This window comes from Haloferax sp. AS1, from assembly GCF_014530665.1.
Classification (GTDB): Archaea; Halobacteriota; Halobacteria; order Halobacteriales; family Haloferacaceae; genus Haloferax; species Haloferax volcanii.
Genome location: NZ_SPSA01000001.1, coordinates 224,620 through 244,081, shown reverse-complemented (window position 1 = coordinate 244,081; position 19,462 = coordinate 224,620). Strand labels below are relative to the sequence as shown.

22 protein-coding genes and 1 pseudogene are annotated in these 19,462 nt (G+C 68.7%); 9 read left to right on the top strand and 14 right to left on the bottom strand.

All coding sequences use genetic code 11. The features are described 5' to 3' along the window. Positions 1 to 28: 28 nt before the first annotated feature. Positions 29 to 808: a 23S rRNA (uridine(2552)-2'-O)-methyltransferase gene (locus E4P24_RS01275; protein ID WP_115802046.1), complete on the bottom strand. Its 780-nt coding sequence runs from the start codon at positions 806 to 808 to the stop codon at positions 29 to 31. A 165-nt stretch (positions 809 to 973) separates the two neighbouring features. Further along, positions 974 to 1,759, bottom strand: coding sequence for an Lrp/AsnC family transcriptional regulator (locus tag E4P24_RS01270; protein ID WP_004065591.1), 786 nt, complete (start codon positions 1,757 to 1,759; stop codon positions 974 to 976). A gap of 381 nt (positions 1,760 to 2,140) precedes the next feature. Between E4P24_RS01270 and E4P24_RS01265 the strand changes: the two are divergent. Continuing rightward, a pseudogene (locus tag E4P24_RS01265) lies at positions 2,141 to 4,391 on the top strand (amino acid permease). Here E4P24_RS01265 and E4P24_RS01260 read toward each other — a convergent pair. Beyond that, positions 4,388 to 4,849, bottom strand: coding sequence for a low molecular weight phosphatase family protein (locus E4P24_RS01260; protein ID WP_115860615.1), 462 nt, complete (start codon positions 4,847 to 4,849; stop codon positions 4,388 to 4,390). The pseudogene E4P24_RS01265 and the gene E4P24_RS01260 sit on opposite strands and share 4 nt — an antisense overlap. Before the next feature lie 273 nt (positions 4,850 to 5,122). Between E4P24_RS01260 and E4P24_RS01255 the strand changes: the two genes are divergently transcribed. Next, positions 5,123 to 5,866 carry a DNA polymerase sliding clamp gene (locus E4P24_RS01255; RefSeq protein WP_004065599.1) on the top strand — a complete coding sequence of 248 codons (744 nt, stop codon included), beginning with the start codon at positions 5,123 to 5,125 and terminating at the stop codon, positions 5,864 to 5,866. Between the two features lie 132 nt (positions 5,867 to 5,998). Here E4P24_RS01255 and E4P24_RS01250 read toward each other — a convergent pair whose 3' ends face one another. After that, positions 5,999 to 6,592, bottom strand: a complete 594-nt coding sequence (locus tag E4P24_RS01250) for a hypothetical protein (RefSeq protein ID WP_004045288.1) — start codon at positions 6,590 to 6,592, stop codon at positions 5,999 to 6,001. 144 nt (positions 6,593 to 6,736) lie between these two features. Here E4P24_RS01250 and E4P24_RS01245 point away from each other — a divergent pair, with 144 nt between their 5' ends. Next, positions 6,737 to 7,837, top strand: coding sequence for a DNA primase (locus E4P24_RS01245; RefSeq protein ID WP_115860811.1), 1,101 nt, complete (start codon positions 6,737 to 6,739; stop codon positions 7,835 to 7,837). 99 nt (positions 7,838 to 7,936) lie between these two features. Here the strand turns inward: E4P24_RS01245 and E4P24_RS01240 are convergent, their stop codons facing one another. Continuing rightward, positions 7,937 to 8,140 (bottom strand): hypothetical protein, encoded by a 204-nt coding sequence (locus tag E4P24_RS01240; protein WP_004065604.1) that lies wholly within the window; start codon positions 8,138 to 8,140, stop codon positions 7,937 to 7,939. Between the two features lie 219 nt (positions 8,141 to 8,359). On the opposite strand from E4P24_RS01240, the gene E4P24_RS01235 reads away from it, so the two are divergent. Further along, entirely contained in the window at positions 8,360 to 9,007 is a 648-nt protein-coding gene (locus tag E4P24_RS01235) for an SWIM zinc finger family protein (protein ID WP_006600785.1), read from the top strand. Positions 9,008 to 9,034: 27 nt separating this feature from the next. Here the strand turns inward: E4P24_RS01235 and hjc are convergent, their stop codons facing one another. After that, the gene (hjc, locus tag E4P24_RS01230) at positions 9,035 to 9,457 is read right to left on the bottom strand and encodes a Holliday junction resolvase Hjc (protein ID WP_004045284.1); all 423 of its coding nucleotides are present in this window, start codon (positions 9,455 to 9,457) and stop codon (positions 9,035 to 9,037) included. Positions 9,458 to 9,529: 72 nt separating this feature from the next. Further along, complete coding sequence (locus E4P24_RS01225; protein WP_004065609.1) at positions 9,530 to 10,318, bottom strand: TrmB family transcriptional regulator; 789 nt, start codon at positions 10,316 to 10,318, stop codon at positions 9,530 to 9,532. Positions 10,319 to 10,439: 121 nt separating this feature from the next. Here E4P24_RS01225 and E4P24_RS01220 point away from each other — a divergent pair, with 121 nt between their 5' ends. Next, positions 10,440 to 10,772 carry a multidrug efflux SMR transporter gene (locus E4P24_RS01220; RefSeq protein WP_004045282.1) on the top strand — a complete coding sequence of 111 codons (333 nt, stop codon included), beginning with the start codon at positions 10,440 to 10,442 and terminating at the stop codon, positions 10,770 to 10,772. Positions 10,773 to 10,844: 72 nt separating this feature from the next. On the opposite strand, the gene E4P24_RS01215 is transcribed toward E4P24_RS01220, so the two are convergent. Further along, entirely contained in the window at positions 10,845 to 12,131 is a 1,287-nt protein-coding gene (locus E4P24_RS01215; RefSeq protein WP_188148000.1) for an adenosylhomocysteinase, read from the bottom strand. A 98-nt stretch (positions 12,132 to 12,229) separates the two neighbouring features. Between E4P24_RS01215 and E4P24_RS01210 the strand changes: the two genes are divergently transcribed. Next, complete coding sequence (locus tag E4P24_RS01210) at positions 12,230 to 12,541, top strand: helix-turn-helix transcriptional regulator (RefSeq protein WP_004045280.1); 312 nt, start codon at positions 12,230 to 12,232, stop codon at positions 12,539 to 12,541. A 70-nt stretch (positions 12,542 to 12,611) separates the two neighbouring features. Here E4P24_RS01210 and E4P24_RS01205 read toward each other — a convergent pair whose 3' ends face one another. After that, entirely contained in the window at positions 12,612 to 13,904 is a 1,293-nt protein-coding gene (locus E4P24_RS01205; RefSeq protein WP_188147999.1) for an amidohydrolase, read from the bottom strand. Between the two features lie 163 nt (positions 13,905 to 14,067). Between E4P24_RS01205 and E4P24_RS01200 the strand changes: the two genes are divergently transcribed. Together E4P24_RS01200 and E4P24_RS01195 are read left to right on the top strand one after the other, a co-directional pair. Further along, positions 14,068 to 14,415: a hypothetical protein gene (locus E4P24_RS01200; RefSeq protein WP_004045278.1), complete on the top strand. Its 348-nt coding sequence runs from the start codon at positions 14,068 to 14,070 to the stop codon at positions 14,413 to 14,415. Then, entirely contained in the window at positions 14,412 to 14,924 is a 513-nt protein-coding gene (locus tag E4P24_RS01195) for a winged helix-turn-helix transcriptional regulator (RefSeq protein WP_004045277.1), read from the top strand. The genes E4P24_RS01200 and E4P24_RS01195 overlap by 4 nt, the downstream gene beginning before the upstream one ends. 22 nt (positions 14,925 to 14,946) lie before the next feature. Here the strand turns inward: E4P24_RS01195 and E4P24_RS01190 are convergent, their stop codons facing one another. After that, the gene (locus E4P24_RS01190; RefSeq protein ID WP_188147998.1) at positions 14,947 to 16,047 is read right to left on the bottom strand and encodes a peptidase; all 1,101 of its coding nucleotides are present in this window, start codon (positions 16,045 to 16,047) and stop codon (positions 14,947 to 14,949) included. A 77-nt stretch (positions 16,048 to 16,124) separates the two neighbouring features. On the opposite strand from E4P24_RS01190, the gene hisG reads away from it, so the two are divergent. Further along, entirely contained in the window at positions 16,125 to 16,970 is an 846-nt protein-coding gene (gene hisG / locus E4P24_RS01185; protein ID WP_115860621.1) for an ATP phosphoribosyltransferase, read from the top strand. A gap of 15 nt (positions 16,971 to 16,985) precedes the next feature. Here hisG and E4P24_RS01180 read toward each other — a convergent pair whose 3' ends face one another. The 4 genes from E4P24_RS01180 to E4P24_RS01165 all read right to left on the bottom strand — a co-directional run bounded on the left by E4P24_RS01180 (position 16,986) and on the right by E4P24_RS01165 (position 19,369). Continuing rightward, on the bottom strand, positions 16,986 to 17,954 hold the full coding sequence (locus E4P24_RS01180) for a CPBP family intramembrane glutamic endopeptidase (protein ID WP_115802041.1): 969 nt from the start codon (positions 17,952 to 17,954) through the stop codon (positions 16,986 to 16,988). Positions 17,955 to 17,972: 18 nt separating this feature from the next. After that, positions 17,973 to 18,350 carry a hypothetical protein gene (locus E4P24_RS01175; RefSeq protein ID WP_004065624.1) on the bottom strand — a complete coding sequence of 126 codons (378 nt, stop codon included), beginning with the start codon at positions 18,348 to 18,350 and terminating at the stop codon, positions 17,973 to 17,975. 79 nt (positions 18,351 to 18,429) lie between these two features. Beyond that, positions 18,430 to 18,999: a TATA-box-binding protein gene (locus tag E4P24_RS01170; protein WP_004045271.1), complete on the bottom strand. Its 570-nt coding sequence runs from the start codon at positions 18,997 to 18,999 to the stop codon at positions 18,430 to 18,432. A 58-nt stretch (positions 19,000 to 19,057) separates the two neighbouring features. After that, on the bottom strand, positions 19,058 to 19,369 hold the full coding sequence (locus E4P24_RS01165) for a DUF5658 family protein (protein WP_004065626.1): 312 nt from the start codon (positions 19,367 to 19,369) through the stop codon (positions 19,058 to 19,060). Positions 19,370 to 19,462: the final 93 nt, after the last annotated feature.

The following is a 19,462-nucleotide window of genomic DNA, read 5'->3' as shown; positions in this document are numbered from 1 at the left end:
ACGTGAGAATCGGCGCGCAGTCGTCGTCTCAGTCTTCCTCGTCGATTGGTTCAGCGAACGCGAACCGCGGTTTCACGTCGGTGACGCGGACCGTCGGCGTGTCGCCCGCCTCCGTCCCGGAGACGAACAGCGTGAACTCCTCGACTTTGGCGATGCCGTCGCCCTCGCTCCCCACGTCGACGATTTCCACGTCGAGTTCGTCGCCCTTCCGAACCGGGGCGGTGAGGAAGTGCTTGCCGACGAGGTACTGCTCGGAGGAGCTATCGCGGGAGGCGTCGGGGCGCATCGACCGAACGTACTGGAACTCCCGTTCCATGTCGGCGCGGAGGTCCGCCACGTCGGGGCCGTCGAACACCTTCACGGCGAAGTCGCCGCCGGTCGCCAACAGCTCCTGTGCGACCTCGAACGCCTGTCGGGCGAGGTAGACCGAGCGGGCGTGGTCCAGCGAGTACTCGCCGGTCATGTTCGGTGCCATGTCGGAGACGACGGCGTCGGCTCCGCGCTCACCGATGACGGCCGTCAGTTCCTCCTTCGTCTCGTCTTCGGTCATGTCGCCGCGAATCGTCTGGACGTTGTCGCGGTCGATGCCGCGGATTCGCTGGAGGTCGACGCCGACGACCTTGCCGTGGTCACCGACTTCTTCGGAGGCGACCTGGAGCCACCCGCCGGGGGCGGCACCGAGGTCGACGACGGTGTTGCCGGGACCGAACAGACCCGCGTCGCCGTCGAGTTGCTTCAGCTTGTAGGCCGAGCGGGCGCGGTAGCCCTCCTGTTTGGCCTTGTTGTAGTAGTGGTCTTTCCGTGCCATACTTACCTCGTTGAACTGCCCGTGATGTTCCGCGTGGGAACAGCCGGCGAATTCGCGTTCATATCGGGTGTGACGTGGTCAGCCCGGAAAGGCACATCGGATAGCGCCCGGAGACGGGGCGGCGCGGCTGCCAGCGCGGGGACCGCGGACGCGACACCGCCGAAGTCAGCCCGGAGACGACTCCGTCTGTGGACCGCGGAACGCCGACAGCGCGTCCGCATCCGCGTCCCCGCCGGCGCGGGAGAGAACCGTCACGATGTCGTCCGGCTCGATGACCGTGTCCCCGTGCGGGGTGAGTTCGCGGTCGCCCCGCTCGATGGCGATGACGAGCGTCTCGTCGTCGAGAATCCCCCGCTCGGAGGCGTCTTCGAGCGTGAGGCCGGCTATCGGCGCGTCGGACTGCACGGGGACCTCGACGACGCTCGCGTCGCCGGTGAGGCTGATGAAATCGTTGGCTTCGGGCGCGTGACCGCCGTCGTCGGGGTCGAACGGGCCGTAGGGGGCGAACAGCTCCTCTTCGAGCAGGTCTTCGTCTTCGATGTGGATGCCGATGTCGGTGAGCAACCGCGCGACGCGCCGGAGGTCGCCGGTGCTCTCGCCGACCGCGAGGACGTGGAGGTTGCGGCGACCGGTCATCAGCGTCCGGACGTTGATGACGCCCGGAATCGCCCGCGCCTCGTGGGCGAGCGCCTCTCGTTCGGTCACGGGAACGTCGCAGAGATAGAGGTTCGTGAGCTTCCCGCCGGCGAGTTCGAAATCGACCTGCGCGGTGCTGCCGCGGATGATGCCGGAGTCTTCGAGCTTGTGGATTCGGTTCCGGATAGTGGCTCCGGAGACGCCGGCCTCCGCCGCGAGCGTGCTGGCGGACGTGTTACGCGCATCGTCCATCAGGGCGTAGAGGATGCGGCGGTCAATCTCGTCGAGCCGGTGGTCGGTGTTACGATATGGCATCGGTGACTGTGTCGAGTTTCGGTTTGCGAAGTTAGCTACCCCGCGTTTTCATATAAGGCTTGTCTGGACGACGCCCGTCTTGCGAGACGGAACTGCTCGACCGAGGAGCCGCGAGGTGAGGACGGCCCCGTACCGGCCCGTGAGGGACCGCGAAGACGAGCCAGCCCGGAGACGGATGACCCACGGGGATTTCGTTCTTAGAAATTATATTCAGTTCTATTTTCGAATTCGAAGTGAAAAGGTAGAACTTATATCGTTACACAACCGGGTAGCGACTATGCACGAGACGAACGTCACCGAGACGGCCGACAGCGCGGCGCTCCGACCCGAACAGCGGGTTCCGAAGCGACGGAGCGAGGGTCCCAGCACGGAGGCCAACGGATGAGCGACGAGGAACTCGCGAAGGACCTCGGCCTCCTGTCGGCGCTGACTATCGGCATCGGGACGATGATCGGCGCGGGCATCTTCGTCCTACCCGGCGTCGCGGCCAGCACCGCCGGCCCGGTCGTCGTCGCCTCGTTCGTCGTCGGGGGGCTCATCGCGCTGGTGAACGCGCTTTCGGTCTCCGAACTCGGCACCGCGATGCCGAAAGCCGGCGGCGGCTACTACTACGTCAACCGCGCGCTCGGGCCGCTGTTCGGCTCTATCGCCGGCCTCGGCGACTGGATGGGGCTGGCGTTCGCCTCCGCGTTTTACAGCATCGGCTTCGGGCAGTACCTCGCGACGCTCGTGCCGATGCCGGAGTTCCTCTTTCTCAACGAGGTGCAGGTCGGCGCGCTCGTCGCCGGGGCCGTCTTCGTGGGCGTCAACTACATCGGTGCCAAGGAGACCGGCGGCGTACAGACGGTCATCGTCACCGTCCTGTTGGCGATTCTGGCCCTGTTCGCGGTCCAGGGCTGGCTGTCGTTCGACGTCGCAACGCTCGTCGGTGACGGCGGTATCGCGCCGTTCGGCTACGGTGCCATCCTGCCGGGGACGGCGCTCGTGTTCGTCTCGTTTCTCGGCTACGCGAAGATTGCGACCGTCGCCGAGGAGCTGAAGAACCCCGGCCGGAACCTCCCGCTGGCGGTTATCGGGAGCGTCGCCATCGTCACCGTCCTCTACGCGATTCTCGTGAGCATCATGCTCGGCGTGGTGCCGTGGCCGGACCTGAGCCAGAGCGCGCCGCTGACGCAGGCGACGCAACTCGCGTTCCCCGGCGGGCTGGCCGGCCTCGCCGTCACCGTCGTGACGCTGGGCGCGCTCCTCGCGACCGCCTCCAGCGCGAACGCGTCGATTCTGGCGTCGGCCCGAATCAACTTCGCGATGGGCCGGGACCGAATCGTCACCAACTGGCTCAACGAGATTCACCCGAACTACGCGACGCCCTACCGGTCGATTCTCGTCACGGGTGCCGTCATCATCCTCTTCATCGCGGCGCTCGGCCGAGACATCGAGGTGTTGGCGAAAGCCGCGAGCGTCCTCCACCTCGTCGTCTACGCGCTCATGAACGCGGCGCTCATCGTCTTCCGGGAGACTGACCCGGAGTACGACCCGGCGTTCACCGTGCCGCTGTACCCGGTTACGCCGCTCGTCGGCATGGCGCTCTCGCTCGGACTGCTGGCGTTCGTCGGCGGGGAAGAGCTCCTGCTTTCGGGGCTGTTCGTCGTCGGTGCCGTGGTCTGGTACTTCGTGTACGCACGCAACAACGCCGACAGACAGGGGCTTCTCGGTCGGCACATCCTCTCTCGGGGCGACGAGCTACCGAACACGGTCGTCGACGCCGCGGCGACGGTCGCGCCGAACGGGTCGGGTCGCATCGACGACGCGCCCGCGACGACGACGATGGTCGCGGTTTCGAACCCCCGAACCGAGCGGGCGCTCGTGACGCTCGCGGCCGCGCTCGCGAAGTTCGACGGCGGGCGGGTCCTCGCGACCCACGTCATTCAGGTCCCGGACCAGACCTCGCTGGCGGCCGCGGCCGACCAACGCGACCGCATCTCGAAGGCGTCCGAACGGCTCATGGCCGACGCGCGAGCCGACGTCGAACAGCTGGACGTGCCGGTCGACACGCGGACGATTCTCTCCCACGAGGGGCTCGCGGAGGTGTTCGACGCGGCGCGCCAACACGGCGTCGACCGGGTCATCATGGGCCACAGCGGCGCGAAACTCGCCGGCGGACGGGTCGAGGGCGCGCTCGACGAACTGACGCACGACCTCCCGTGCGACGTGGTCGTCCTCGACGGGGAGGAGTTCGACCCGAGCGAGGTGCTGCTCCCGACGGCGGGCGGGCACTCGTCTGACCTCTCCGCGGAGGTCGCACGAGCGCTGCAAGCGACGACCGACGCGCACATCTCGGTGCTGCACGTCGCTGACGAGGTCGCGGCCGGTCGGGAGTTCCTCGAACAGTGGGTCGCGGAACACGACCTACACGGAGTGGAGCAACTGGTCGAGACGGGCGACGTGGAGACCGTCATCGGCGAGGCGGCGGCGGACAAGTCGCTCGTCCTCGTCGGCGCGACGGAGACCGGCCTGCTGTCCCGACTCGTCGGCGGGTCGCTGGCGCTGTCCGTGCTCGACGACCTCGAGACGACCGTGTTGCTGGCCGAGCGCCCCCCGGCGACGGTCGCTCCGAGAGCGGCTGTTCGGCTAACCCGCGAGTTCGTCGAACAGCGCCGAAACGCGCCCCTCGATGTCGTCGCGAATCGCCCGGACCGCATCGAGGTCCCGGCCGTCCGGGTCGTCGAGGTCCCAGTCGCGGGCGTCGCCGCGCCACGTCATGGGACAGATGCCCTCGGCCGAACAACCCATCGTGACGACGATATCCACGTTCATAATCTCGTCCTGCTCGATTGCGCGGGGCGTCTCGTCGGCGAGGTCGAACCCCTTCTCGCCCATGACCTCGACGACCTCGTCGTGGACATGGTCGGCGGGGTCGGTGCCGCCGGTGACGACCTCGATGCGGTCGCCGACGCCGCGCTCGTCGCGCTCCCGGCGGGCGAAGGCCGTCGCCATCTGACTCCGGCCGGCGTTCTGGACGCAGACGAAGGCGACGCGGGTCGTAGTCGCGTCGGCGTCGGCGTCAACATCGACATCGGCGGCGTCGGTCATCGCTCGGCACCTCGTCGGCGGGCGGCTGGCTTCGTCTCCTCGTTCGCCATGGTCTGGAGTTACACAATCAGCTATTTGAGTGCTTTGAAGCCCGAAACCCTCGAAATCGTCGGATTAGCTATGTACGAAGGCAGTGACAACAACACCCATGGGGAGCCGAGGGGAGCGGTGGGGTGCTCGCGGGAGCGCGCACGCGGGAGAGCGTGCGAACATCATATTGTGGTGAGTCCAAATCAGGAGTATTTTTAAGACCGCTGTCGTACGACGGCACATATGTTCAAGGCCATCGTGAGCGCCGCGACGCTCCGGGACGCGCTCGACTCCGTGAGCGTCCTCGTCGACGAGTGTAAGATTCGACTCAACGAGGAGAGTCTCTCCATCCGCGCCGTCGACCCCGCGAACGTCGGCATGGTGGACCTCACGCTCGACGCGGCGGCGTTCGAATCCTACGAAGCCGACGGCGGCGTCATCGGCGTCAACCTCTCTCGCCTCGAAGAGGTCGCCGGGATGGCGGGCTCGGGCGACCTCATCCACCTCACGCTCGACGAGGAGACGCGCAAGCTCAACATCCGCATCGACGGGCTGTCGTACACGCTCGCGCTCATCGACCCCGACTCGATTCGCCAGGAGCCCGACATCCCGGACCTCGACCTCGCAGCGAACATCGTCCTCGAAGGGACGCACCTCGACCGCGGTATCAAGGCGGCCGACATGGTTTCGGACCACATCCGCCTCCGCGTCGACGGCGCCGAAGAGACGTTCCACATCGAGGCCGAAGGTGACACCGACGACGTGGACCTGTCGCTTCCCCCGGCAGACCTCATCAGCATCGAAGCCGGCGCGGCCGACTCGCTGTTCTCGCTCGATTATCTCAAAGACATGAACAAGGCGATTCCGACCGACGCCGAGGTCACCGTCGAACTCGGCGAGGAGTTCCCGGTCAAGCTTCACTACCAAATCGCAGAAGGGATGGGCACCATCACGTACATGCTCGCCCCGCGCATCCAGAGCGACTGAGCGGACGTTTCGGCGGCCGCGTCGTTGTCCGACCACCGAGCCGTCCCACTCGTTTCTCTCGATTCTCAGCGGTCAGCGACCGCGCCGCCCGACTCGTCGGCCGCGATGACGCGGTTCGGTCGCGGCGTCGACTCAAGAGCGGTAGCGGTCGATGACGCGCTTGGCCGAGACGGCCTTTTCCTTCCAGCCGTAGCCCGCCTCGTAGACGTGGCGCTTCTTCTCGACGAGTTCGGCGGGCGTCGCCTCCTCGAAGCCGCCGCGGTCCCACGCGCCGGTGTCGCGGAGCCAGTTGACGACGTTTTCGCGCGTCTCGGGCCACGACAGGCCGACCATCTCGTACCACGCTATCATGGCGAAGACGGCGTTGTCGTGACAGCCGGGGACGCTCCCGTACTGGTGGAGCGTCCGCATCGGCTCCCGGGTCGGCTCCGAGACCTCCTCTCTGAACTCCTCGGCGGTGCGCAGTCGGAGGACGCCCGAATTCGCGTCCGACACCCGCTCGTCGCGCTTGAGTCGGCGGAGCGCGGCCTGTTGGAGCGGCCCCCACTCGCCCGGCGCTTCGCGGCGGAGCGTCTCCTCGTCGCACGGGCCGCCAGCGAGGACGGAGACGATGTCGACGTAGGCCCGCTCGACTTCGACCCACGGCGTCCCCTCGAAGCGGCAGTCGGCGTCGTGGAGACTGGTCGTGGCGCGGCAGTCCGGACACGGGTAGTCGAAGTGCGGCACGTGAGAGCCTGAGGTAGTGGTCGGTAATAGGTTGTGTGATGCGCCGTCGTCGCGGCGGGGTCTGTGACGGGGTCACGCGACCCGTGCGCCACCGCCGAATCCGTCGCGTTTATCGGTGGGCACCCGGAACGTGGCGGTATGCGGATGCGCCCGCTCCACGCCCGATACCCGTTTTTCGCCGCGGCCAGAGAGGCGGTCGAATCGGCGGACGTCGCCATCGCGACGCTCGTCGCAGAGGACGCCCCGGCCGTCGAGCGTGGCGTCGAGCGCGTCGAACGCGCCCTCATGGAGGGCACCGTCGAACCCGACCCCGACGAGGCCTACCCGCGGGAGACCAAGACGGAACTGCTTTCGTACCCCATCTCGCGCATCATCGTCTCGCTCGTCGAGACGCCCGCGGCGGTGGACAAGTACGCCCGCGCCGAGGCCGACACGGCCTACGAGCGCATGCTCGCTGACTTCGACGCCGGCGACGACGACGTCCACGGCGAGGCCCGCGCGAGTCTCGACGACTTCCTCCGCGAGTTCGACCTCGACGGCGCGGTGCGGGCCGAGTCGAACCGGACCCGCAACAGCCGCCGCGCGCCCGCCCACTACTGGGTCGACGTGGGGCCGTATCTCACCTACTCCGACACCGACTGGGGCGCTGACTGGCGACTCGTCAACCGCTCGCTGGCCGACGGCGCGGTCCGCGTCACCCGCGAGGAGCTCTCGGAGCTGCTCCGCGAGGCTGTCCGCCGCCGGGTCGCCGAGGGGCTTCCCTTCGCCGTCCGCGGCAGCGACGCGGGCGACCGCCTCGCCGACGCGCTCAAACCCCACGTCGAGCGCCTGCGGAACCTGCTTTCGGACCGCGGCGCGGTCAACGCCGTCTACGTCGACGCGGTGGACCCCGACCACTTCCCGCCCTGCGTCGAGGCGCTGTTGGCGCGGGCGCGAGAGGGCGAGTCGCTCCCGAACGAGGCGGCGTTCGCGCTCGCGGCGTTCCTCGTCGGCGTCGGCCTCGACCCCGAGGAGGTCGGGGGCGTCGTCGGCGACGAAACCGCCGAGGCGTTGCAGAAGCGGGCGACCGTCCTCGCGGATTCGAGCGGGTCGCAGTACGCGCCGCCGACCTGCGAGACGATGCAGGCGTACGACCTCTGTGTGAACCGCGACGACCGCTGTGACACCATCGAGCACCCGATGAACTACTTCGAGACGGCGACGAACGACGCGGACGCGGACGCCACCGACGAAGCCGCCGACTGACGGAGTCCGTGCTGACGACGTAGCCAACCCGCGAGCGCCGCCGCTGCGCGTCGAGCGCCCGCGCGACGGCGAACCCGTCGTCGAAACCGACCAGCCGGATTAGGAAGAACGCGACAGCCAAACGCCGATACCAGCCATCACGAGGACGAACGCCGTGATAGCGCCGACGAGTGCGAGCCCGCCGGTGGAGACGAGTCCACTCTGGTTGTAGGTCGCACCGATGCCGACGATGAGGGCGATAAACACCCCGACCGCGACGATGGAGACGGCAATCTTCCGCCGCATCTCCGCTTCGATAGCCATGCGACGACGTATCCGCGGCCGTTCTAAAAGGTCTTCGATGGGCGGATGCCCGACGAGAGCCACTCACGCGCCCGATTTTCCACACGAAACGAGGGTTTAGGTCGTTCGAGAACCTACACGCAGGTGACGGAAACCGACCCCGAACGGCCGCTGGGAGGGTCGGAATCCCGCACCACCATGACGCACATCGCACACACACCCGCGTCGACTCGCCGCCCGGTGCGCCGCAAGACAACGCTTCCGTCGGACGGACTGTCCGGGCGCGCCCGCCGCGCCCGCGTCGAACCGATGGCCGTCCGGCCGCTCCGAGACGGTCGCTACGTCGTCGAGACCGACGGCGGCACCTACGTCGTCGACGTGGAGGCGCGCACCTGCACCTGTCCCGACAACGCCATCCGGCACGCCCGCTGTAAGCACCTCCGCCGGGTCGCCATCGAAATCACCCGCGGCGAGGTCCCGCCGCCGGGCCGCCGGCGCGCCACCTGCGCCGTCTGCGGCGACGAGACGTTCGTTCCGATGGACGCGACGGGGCCGCAGCTCTGTCGCGACCACGACCACCGCGCCGGCGACCTCGTCCGCGACCGCGAGAGCGGCGGCCTCCTCGTCGTCACGCGGGCGCTCGGCACGCGCGCCGACGAGACGCCGACGGAGACGGGAACCCTCGTCTCGGCGTACGAGACGAACGCCGACTACGGCGACCACGAACCGACGTTCGAGGCGGTCTATCTCGACTCGCTGCCGGTGAACGCCGGTCTCTCCGACCTCGGTGAACTGCACGCCTACCGGTTCCCCGCCTCGCGGCTCAGCCGCGTCGAGCGCGGCTTCGTGGGCGCGAACTCGCTCGGCGAGCGGCTCGCTCGGGCGTGAGCGAGCGCGGAAAACCGCGTCGCGACCTCAGTCGCCGCCGAGTTTGGTCTGCGTCGGGCCGCCGGTGAACGACTCGAAATCCTCGCCCTCCGCCAGCGCCGTCTCCTTTTTGACGCGGTAGTTCCCGCCGTCGGTCACGTAGAGGTCGCCGGGGTGGAAGAAGTACCAGTCCTCGCGGTCGAACCGGACGGCGATGCGAGCCTTCGCGCCGAAGTTCCGCGAGAAGTAGACGAGCGCTTCGACCTCCTCGCCGCTCAGGTAGATGGGGCGGCCGCTGGAGGCCTTCGCCTCGATGGCGTAGAACACCTCGCCGTTGCCCGCGAGCACGTCGGGGAGTTCGCGCGTCGTCGCGCTCCCGGAGGCGGGCGCGCGCATGACGGCGAAGCCGGCCTCGTCGAGAGCGTTGACGAGTTCGCGCTCGCGTCGGTCTCCCTTTCTGTTCGAAGACATGGTCGGGAGTCGGCCGCGGGCGGTGATAAATGGGGCGACCGGCGTCCGGGAGCGCAGACGAGATGCGCGGCGTCACTCGAAAAGCGGGACGGCGTCCCCCCACAGCGCCCGGAACTGGCGGTCGAACTCGTCGACGACGCCCGCGTCCGTCACCACGACGACGCCGAGGCGGTCGGCGGCGGACTGCGGGTGCGGAATGTCGACCGACGCGACCGTCCCGTCGACGACGTCGAACGAGACCGGCAGGTGCGGCAGGACGCGGATTCGGACCGTCTGGGGCTTCGACGCCACGAGGCCCCGAAACTCGTCGGGGAGCGAGTCGAGCACGGGGTCGCTGAGGAGCAGCGACACGTCGAGGTCGTCGCGAGCGCCCTCGAAGAACGCGTCGAACTCGGTTCTGAGCGTCTCCCACGACGCCCGCTCGTACGGCGGGCCGACCGCGGCGGAGACGGACTCGGTCGCCGCCCGGACGTGTTCGTGCATCGCCGTCCGCATCTCGTCGCCGCCGAGGCGGCCGAGCCAGACGCTCCCGTCCGCCGGCGGCGTCGGCAGGAGGTTCGACCGGACCGCGTCGGCCACGTCGCGGTATCGCGTCCACTCCTCGCGCAGTTCCGCCGCGCGCTCGGCCAGCAGTCGCTCGACCGCCGCGCCCGGGTCGACGGCGGCGTACCGCGTCGGCTGGGTCGACTGCGCGCGGACCAGTCGGCGCGACCGAAGCCCGTTGAGCACGTCGTAGACCCGGCCGTTCGGGACGCCGCTCGCGTCCGAGACGGTCGCGGCCGTCGCGGCTCCCGTGACGAGGAGCGTCCGGTACACCTTCTCCTCGTAGGTCGACAGGCCGAGTTCGCCGAGTTCGGTCATGGGGAGGTGTCCGTCGCCCGGTGGTTAGTAAGTTGATAGTTCCTGTTGACCGGGGAGCAACGGACCGCAAGTGGCGGGCGATTGCAGAACGCTCATCCGGGTCGTGGCGGGACCGACGGACATGAACCCGTACGTGTTACTCGCCGGCGCAATCGCGTCGGAACTCGTCGGAACGACCGCGCTCAAACTGTCCGCGGGGTTTTCGAAGCCTCTCCCGAGCCTCGGCGTGGTGGCCGGCTACGGCCTCGCGTTCTACCTCGTCTCGCTGACGCTGGAAGAACTCCCCATCGGCGTGGTGTACGGGACGTGGGCCGCGCTGGGCATCGTCGGCGTCGCGGCCATCGGCGTCGTCGCGTTCGACGAACCGGTCGACCTGACGGGCGTCGTCGGCCTGCTTCTCATCCTCGCCGGGATTTACTGCGTCAACGTCCTCTCGGAGATGGCCGCGCACTAACGCCGGCGAGTGGGCCGAACGCGGTCGCTGACGCGCGGCGGCTGTGAGAAACGAGAGAGAGCGCGGGTCGGCTTACGTTCCGTGGGCCCAGCTACCCATGTACTCGCGCTGTTCGTCGGTCATCGAGTCGAACTCGATGCCCTCGGCGTCGAGTTTGATTTCGGCGACTTCGCGGTCCAGTTCGTCGGGCACGTCGTGGACGCCGGCGTCGTAGTCGTCGCCGTTCTCGACGAGTTCGCGGACGACGACGGCCTGCACGCCGAACGACTGGTCCATGACCTCGACCGGGTGGCCGAGCGCGATGGGCGACGCGAGGTTGACGAGGCGGCCCTCGGCGAGGACGTTCAGGCGGCGGCCGTCTTCGAGTTCGTAGGCGTCGACGCCGTCGCGGGCCTCGTACTCGTCGACCGCGAGGTCCGACAGCGCGTCGAGGTCGATTTCGATGTCGAAGTGGCCGGCGTTGGCGAGCAGGACGCCGTCTTTCATGTTCTCGAAGTCCTCGCGGGTGATGACGTCGCGGTTGCCGGTGGTCGTGATGAACACGTCGCCGACCTTCGCGGCCTCCTCCATCGGCATCACGTCGTAGCCCTCCATGTGGGCTTCGAGCGCGCGGCGGGGGTCGACCTCGGTGACGATGACGTTCGCGTTCTGGCCGGCGGCCTTCTTGGCGACGCCCTTGCCGCAGTAGCCGTAGCCGCCGACGACGACGTTCTTGCCGGCGTACGAGAGGTTCGTCGTCATGGCGATGGTGGCCAACGACGACTCGCCCGTGCCGTGGACGTTGTCGAACAGGCGCTTCATCGGCGTGTCGTTGACGGCGAAGACGGGGTAGTTCAGTTCGCCGTCCTCGTCCATCGCGCGGAGGCGGTGGACGCCGGTCGTGGTCTCTTCTGCCCCGCCGACGATGGTGTCGATGAGTTCGGGGTACTCCTCGTGGATGGTAAAGACCATGTCCATGCCGTCGTCGACCGTGACGGTCGGTTCGTGGGCGATGACGGCGTCGATGGCCGCGTAGTAGTCCTCGTCGTCGACGCCGCGGACGGCGTAGGAGGTGATGGCGTCGTGGGCGTCGAGCGCCGCCGACACGTCGTCGTGGGTCGAAAGCGGGTTACAGCCGGTGATGGCGACTTCCGCGCCGCCGAGCGCCAGCAGTTCGACGAGGTTCGCCGTCTTCGCCTCGACGTGCATCGCCATACCGACGACCTCGCCGGCGAGCGGCTTCTCGGCCGCGAACTGCTCGCGGAGCTCTTGCAGGATGGGCATGTGCTGGAGCGCCCAGTCCATCTTGCGTCGTCCCTCCGTCCGGGCGGCCTCGACGTCGTCGAGGTGCTCGGAGACGGGAGCGTAGTGTTCGCTCATACCCGTGGGTTCGGAGAGGGGTCCGAAAACCCTACCGAAGGCGGTCGCCGCCCCCGAATCTACAAGTGTCAACCGTGAGATTGTACCGCCGAGGGCCGATGCTCGTCATAGATAACGGCAAGACGCTCGCCGAACAGGAGTTGTTCGCCCTGATGAGCGCCCCCGCAGTTCCGGACCTCTTGCGCGTCGCCGACGAGCCGCTGACGGTCAAGGAGCTGAGCTGTCGGGCCGACGTGCCGCTGTCGACGGCCTATCGGGAGGTCAAGCGGCTCCACGAGGCGTCGCTGTTCGAGAAGTCCATCATGGTCGACCACAGCGACGGCCGACACGTCGCGCAGTACCACCGGACGTTCGAGCGCATGGAGGTCAGCGTGACCGACGACGGACTGCGCATCGAGCTGGCCGGGTAGCAGGCTGGAGGGCGGTGCGACCGGACCAGACGGCGGCGAGTCGGAGGCGGCGGCGGGCCGGACGGGGGGTTCAGACGCGCTCGCGGAGCGACGCGACCGCCTCGCGGGCGCGGGCCATCACGGCGTCCTCGTCGAGCGTCAGCACCTCGCGGTCCCGCATCAGCACCCGCCCGTCACAGACCGTGTGGCGAACGTCGGAGCCGCGGGCGGCGTACGCGAGGTGGCTCACGAGGTCGTTCGCGGGCGTGAGATGCGGCGCGTCGAGGTCGACGACGGCGAGGTCGGCCGCGCCGCCGACTTCGAGCGCGCCGCCGGGGAGGTCGACGGCGGCGGCGGAGCCGGCGGTCGCCATCCGCACCACGTCGGGGGCGGCGACGGCGCTGGCGTCCTCGGCGGCGAGTTTGCCGAGCATCGCGGCGTCGCGCATCTCGTCGAACATGTCGAGGTCGTTGTTCGAGGCCGCGCCGTCGGTGCCGAGGCCGACCGTGACGCCCGCGTCGAGCAGTTTCTGGACGGGAGCCATGCCGGAGGCGAGTTTCATGTTCGACGCCGGGCAGTGGACGACGCCGGTGCCCGCCTCGTCGAGCAGGTCGATTTCCGCGTCGTCGACGTGGACGCCGTGGGCGAGGAAGTCGTCGCCGGTGAGCATGCCGAGGTCTTTCGCGTACGACAGCGGGCGCTCGCCGCGCTCGTCGACGATGGGGTCGACCTCGTCGGTCGTCTCGTTGGCGTGGTAGTGGACCGGGATGCCCTCGTCGTGGGCGTCGGCGACGAACTCGCGGAGGTACTCCTCCGCGACCGTCGTCAGCGAGTGCGGCATCGCGGCGGTCCGAATCCGGCCGTCGGCCGCGCCGTCGAACTCGCGGGCCACGTCGAGGCTCTCGTCGATGTCGGCCCGCGCGTCCGCGTCGTCCTTCCCGAGCGTGACGACGCCGTGGCCGAGGCGGGCGCGGAGGCCGGCCTCCTCGACCGCGGCGGCGATTTCGGGGACGTGGAAGTACATGTCCGCGAACCCGGTGGTCCCCGACTTAATCATCTCCACGAGGCCGAGTTCCGCGCCGGCGCGCACGTCCTCGGGCATGAGCGCGCCCTCCGCGGGCCAGATGTCCTCGCGGAGCCACGCGTCGAGCGGCTTGTCGTCGGCGTAGCCGCGCAGGAGCGTCATCGCCACGTGGCAGTGGGCGTTCACCAGACCGGGCGTGACGAGACAGCCCGCGGCGTCGAGCGTCTCGTCGGCGTCGGCGTCGAGGTCCGCGCCGATGTCGAGGATAGTTCCCTCGTCGCGGTCCACGAGTACGTCCGCGTCCTCGACCGTCGCGTCGGGGCGGAGCACCTGTCCGCCCGCGATTCGGAGCGTGTTCATGTCGCTCGTTCGGGGCGGCGGGGTGGTGAATCCACCGTCTCGCGGCCGCGAGAGATGACCGCCCGTTTCGGCGCTGAGCGGGCCGAATACCGGCGGTAGTCCGATTCCCGAAAATCGAGAACGAGCACCCTCCCTTAGGTCCGAACCCCCAGTATCGGGGGACATGGAGCCCCCGTCGAACCTCGCGCTCGTTCCGGGGCACGTCCAAGCGGGCGGTCCGTGGATGACCGCGGTCGTCGTTCTCGCGGGCGTCTCGTCGGTCACGCTGGCCGCGCTCGGCGTCGCCGTCTTCCTCCGGCGGCGGACGCGGTCGCACCTGCTCGTCGCGCTGGCGCTGTTGGCGTTCGCGTCGCGGGCGGCCGTCGCGGCGCTGACGCTCGGCGGCGTCCTCTCCGAGTTCGACCACCACGTCGTCGAACACCTCTTGGACCTCGCGATGGCCGGCCTCGTCCTCGCGGCCATCTACTACGCCCGGAGCATCGAGCGCGAGGCGGGGGTCAACGACCCATGAGTGAGACACGAACCCGCGTCGCCGACCACATCAAGCACAACCCGGGAGTCCACTTCAACGAGCTCGTTCGCGCGCTCGACCTCGCTCCCGGCCAGGTACAACACCACGTCCGCAGACTGCTCTCCGACGAGACGGTCCGCCGCTCCGAGTTCTACGGACGGACGCACTACTTCCCCCCCGAGTTCGACGCGTGGGAGCGCGGCGCGCTCGCGCTCGTCCGCCGGGAGACCGCCCGCGACATCCTCGGCCACCTCCTCGAACACGGCGACGCCCGCCCCGACGACGTGGCCGACGACATCGGCGTCGCCCGCAGCACGCTGGAGTGGCACCTCGACCACCTCGTCGAACGCGACGTGGTCCGCAAGGAGCGCGACCTGCACAACCGCGTGACGCTCGTCCTCACCCACCCCGAGCGGACGACCCGGCTGTTGGACGACGTGTCGCCGTCGCTCCCCGAGCGGTTCGTCGACCGGTTCGACCGCCTGCTCGACCACCTCGTCGAAGGATAGCGTCGGGTCCCCGGAGCGGTCCCTACGCGTCCGTCTCGTCCGCCCCGGAGCCGTCTCGGACCCGTTCGATGCGCGATGCCAGCGACGGCTCGAACGAGAGGAACGACCCCGCGCGGCCGGTATCGACCTCGTCGGCGGTCGCGGCGAGCGCGTCGGCGACGGCCGCGCGGCCGACCCGTTCTGCCGCCGCCTCGTCGGCCCGATAGACGAGCCGCTTGCTCGCGTACTCGCCGGTCACGAGCAGTATCACGCCGACTCCGGCGAAGGTCAAGAACGACAGGACGAACCCGAACGGCGACCACGCGACGCCCCAGAAGACGAACGCACCGGCCGCGGTCACGGTGAACAGCCGAAGCCCGTAGACGAACCGAACGACCCGTCCGGCGTCGACCGCGAGGAGCGCCGTAACCGTCTCGTCGTCGTAGCGGTCGAGCAGCGAGTCGGTGAGAAAGAGCGTCTTCCGACCGACCGGGCCGCGGACGAGGTGGTCCGAGCGGTGGCCGCCGCCGTCGAGGAGTCGAATCCGTGAGACCGAGAGACCGGCGCGGTCGCACAGGCGGTCGAGTCGCTCGCGCGTCGCGTCGTCGGGGACCGTCGTCGTCTGCGAGACGCCCACGAGCGGTGCCGAAAAGGCGTACGCGGCGGCTGCGAACGCGAGCAGGGTGAGCAGGCCGCTGGTCTCCAAGACCCGGAATTCGACGTGTAGCACGGTCACCACGCAGAAGACGAGCGCCGCGAAGACGAGGTGGTAGCGGAACATCTTCGCGGCCGCCGCTCCCGCGCCCATATCGGCGTCTCGCACGCGTCTCGCCACCGGGAACGCGCCCATGTACGAGACGGTCGCCACGACCGCGGCACCGACGCCGGTGAGCGCCCAGCCGAGAGCCGCCCACGGCCAGTCGGTCTGGAGGCCGACGGCCGCGAGGAGCGCTCGGTCCGCGTTCGTCCACCAGACGACGCCGACGAACAGGATGGCGGCGTAGAGCCAGTTGCTTCGCACTCGCTGTCTGAACCGCTGGACGGACACGTCTCGGCGTTCGAGGCGACCGGCGCTGAGTCGGGACCAACCGGCACCGAGGAGGGAGACGCCGACGAGCGCGCCGGCGAACGTGACGGGAGCCATAGGTGACACTTCGCAGACGTGTCAAAAACCGTTCCGGCTTGCGAAAGTCAATTACCTCCGGGACGTGACGGGGAGGTATGCGAATCGCCGTGCCCAACAAGGGCCGCCTGCACGAACCGACGATTGAACTTCTGGAGCGTGCGGGGCTGCACCTCGACAACGGTGCCGAGCGCAAACTCTACGCCGGGACCGTCGACCCCGACGTGACCGTGCTGTTCGCCCGCGCCGCCGACATCCCCGAGTACGTCCGCGACGGGGCCGCCGAGGTCGGCATCACGGGTCTCGACCAGGTCCGCGAGTCGGGCCACGAACTCGAGGACCTGCTCGATTTGGAGTACGGCAAGTGTCGGCTCGTCCTCGCCGCGCCCGAGGACGGTGACATCGAGACCGTCGCGGACGTGTCGGGCAAGGTCGTCGCCACCGAGTTCCCCCACATCGCGCGGACCTACTTCGAGGAGGCGGGCATCGACGCCGAAGTCGTCGAGGTCACGGGCGCGACCGAACTGACGCCCCACGTCGAGATGGCCGACGCCATCATCGACATCACCTCGACCGGGACGACCCTGCGGGTGAACCGGCTCGCGGTCGTCGACGAGGTGCTGTCGTCGTCGGTTCGGCTGTTCGCCCGCCCCGACGTGGTCGACGACTCGAAGGTCCAGCAGTTGCTCATGGCGCTCGAATCCGTCCGCTCGGCGGAGGGCAAACGCTACCTGATGATGAACGCGCCGCGCGAGAAACTCGACGAGGTGAAGGAGGTCATCCCCGGACTCGGCGGCCCGACCGTGATGGACGTCGCCGGCGACTCGACCGTGGCCGTCCACGCCGTCGTGAACGAGCGCGACGTGTTCGAGGTCGTCAGCGACCTGAAAAGCGTCGGCGCGAGCGGCATCCTCGTCACCGAAATCGAGCGGTTAGTCGAGTAAGCGACGCGCCGATTTTCACTGTTTCCAGCGCAGCTCCGGCACCGTGACCGACGGGTCGAACCCGAGGTCGCCGCGGCGCACCCGGACGTAGGCCGCGATGCAGACCGCGCCGAGGACGATTGCGCCGACGCCGAGCAGACCGGCCTCCGGGCCGAACGCGCCGCCGGTAATCACGTCGGGGCCGCGTTCGGTCGTCTCGACGAGCGACGTGCCGAAGTCGAGGCCGCTGACCGCGAAGCCGAAGACGCCGCCCTGCACGAAGTTCCACGAGATGTGGATGCCCGTCGGGATGGCGAGGTCGCCGGTGAGCGCGTAGCCGAGGCCGAGCATGACGCCCGCGAGCGTGATGCTCGTCGTGCTGGCGAACCCCGCGTTCGGGTTCGTGTAGTGGGCGACGCCGAACACCGCCGAGGAGACGGCGAGGCCGCCGGCGACCGCCGCGTCCGGGCCGAACCGCCAGCGGAGGCCCTCGGCGACGTCGGTGAGGACGATGCCCCGAAGCAGGAGTTCCTCCGCGATGCCGACGACGACGAAGAACGCCAGAAGCGACCCGACGCCGAGCAGTCGGTCGACGCCGAGCGGGGCGGGAGAGACCGCAATCCAGCCGGCCGCGACGCCGACGACGAAGACGGCGGTCATCAGGCCCGTTCCGAGCGCGAGGCCGAACCCGAGGTCGACCGCCCACTCGCGGTCGAGTCCGAGTCCGAGGTCCGCGACGGTCCGCCTATCGACGTACCGCGCGACGACGAGCGCGGCGAGACCGCTCGCGCCGACCGAGACGAGCGAGACGACGAGCGACGCGAGGCGGCTCGACCCGGCGAGGCCGCCGAGCGCGGTCGAAAGCGAGAATCCGACCACCAGCGAGACGGCCACGAAGACGACGGGCGTCAAGAGCAGGCGAAACGGGGCGCGCGGCCGGCGTTCCGCGTCGTTCCAGAGGAGTCGGCGGGGAGACACGAACGGGGGTTCGGCGGCCTCGGGCAAGAAAGTACGGCGGGTGCCTCAGAATGGCGCGGTCAGCAGGATGGCGGAGAGGCCGAACAGGACGAGACCCAGAAGCACCGAGACGACGAAGTGGATGACGACCACGTACGCCGACAGGCGGGTCGACCGGCCGTAGAGGTACTTGACGAAGCCGAAGTCGAGGCCGAGTGCGAGCGCGAGCGCGACGAAGGAGTTCCAGCCGAAGGAGGTGAAGACGACGGCGATGGCCGCCGGGACCGGGCCGACGGCGAACGCCTTCTTGAGTTCCACGTCGCCGAGGACGTTCCGCGCGGCGATGTGGGCGGTGAGAGAGAGGAACAGCGCGAACAGCGCGAACGTTCCGGCGACGGCCGTGACCGGCGCACCGGTAGCCGTCTGCAAGGTGAGCGCGTCCATACCGGCCCGAAGGACGCGACTGACTTAGATTCGGTCGATTCGAGTCCCGGTTACGCGACGCAGTCGAGGTTCGGTGGCGTTAGAACGACCCGTTGAGGAGACCGAGTTCGGAGAGTCGCGAGATGATGACGTCGACCGCCGCCTCGGCGTCTGTCGGCTGTTTGCCGCCCGTGATGACGAGTTTGCCCGACCCGAAGAGGAGCGCGACGACGCTCGGTTCGTCGAGGCGATAGACGAGGCCGGGGAACTGCTCCGGTTCGTACTCGATGTTTTCGAGACCGAGCCCGATGGCGATGGCGTTGAGGTTCAGGTTCTCGCCGAGGTCCGCGCTCGTGACGATGTTCTGCACGGTGATTTCGGGGTCGTCGTCGACCGGAATCTGAAGCTCGCGGAGCTTGTCGAAGACGATTTCGAGGCTCTCGTGGACGTCGTCGGTCGACTTCGCGCCGGTGCAGACGATTTTCCCGGACCGGAAGATGAGCGCCGCGGACTTCGGCTCCTGCGTGCGGTAGACGAGTCCCGGAAACTGCTCGGGGTCGTAGTCGGCACCCTCGAGGTCCATCGCCACGCTCTGGAGGTCGAGCTCTTGGCCGATTCCCGTGGAGGCGACGACGTTTTCGATGTTGATTGTGTCCTTGGGGTCGGTCATACAACGATTTAAGTCACGTATTTAAGGGTTAAAAAGATTGGTGCGAGGGAATGACAGCTTACGCGCGGCGGTGAATAATCCGGGCGTTTCGGGCGGTGACGACCGCGCCGAGAACTGTCAGCGAAAGTGGAACTGCGAGTCGGGCGACCGCCGGCTTGAGCGCCCAGTAGGCCGCGAAGAACAGCGCGACCGAGACGAGCTTCAACACCGCGAACGAGCCGGGACCGGGGTCGCCGCCGGAGAGGCGTCGCACGAGGGGATTGCCTTCCTGCACGCCCGCCGTCCTGACTCCGAGGACGGTCGTGACGTAGTCACCGAGCCCGTAGGTGAGCGCCGCCGCGCCCCAGAGGATGGCGTCGAGAGAGGTCATGCAAGTGGATTCGGAGCGCCCGATATAAGTCTCGCCGTCGTCGAGGTGTCAGGTTCAGCGGAGTCGCGGTCGGTCCGGGCCGGCCGACGCCCC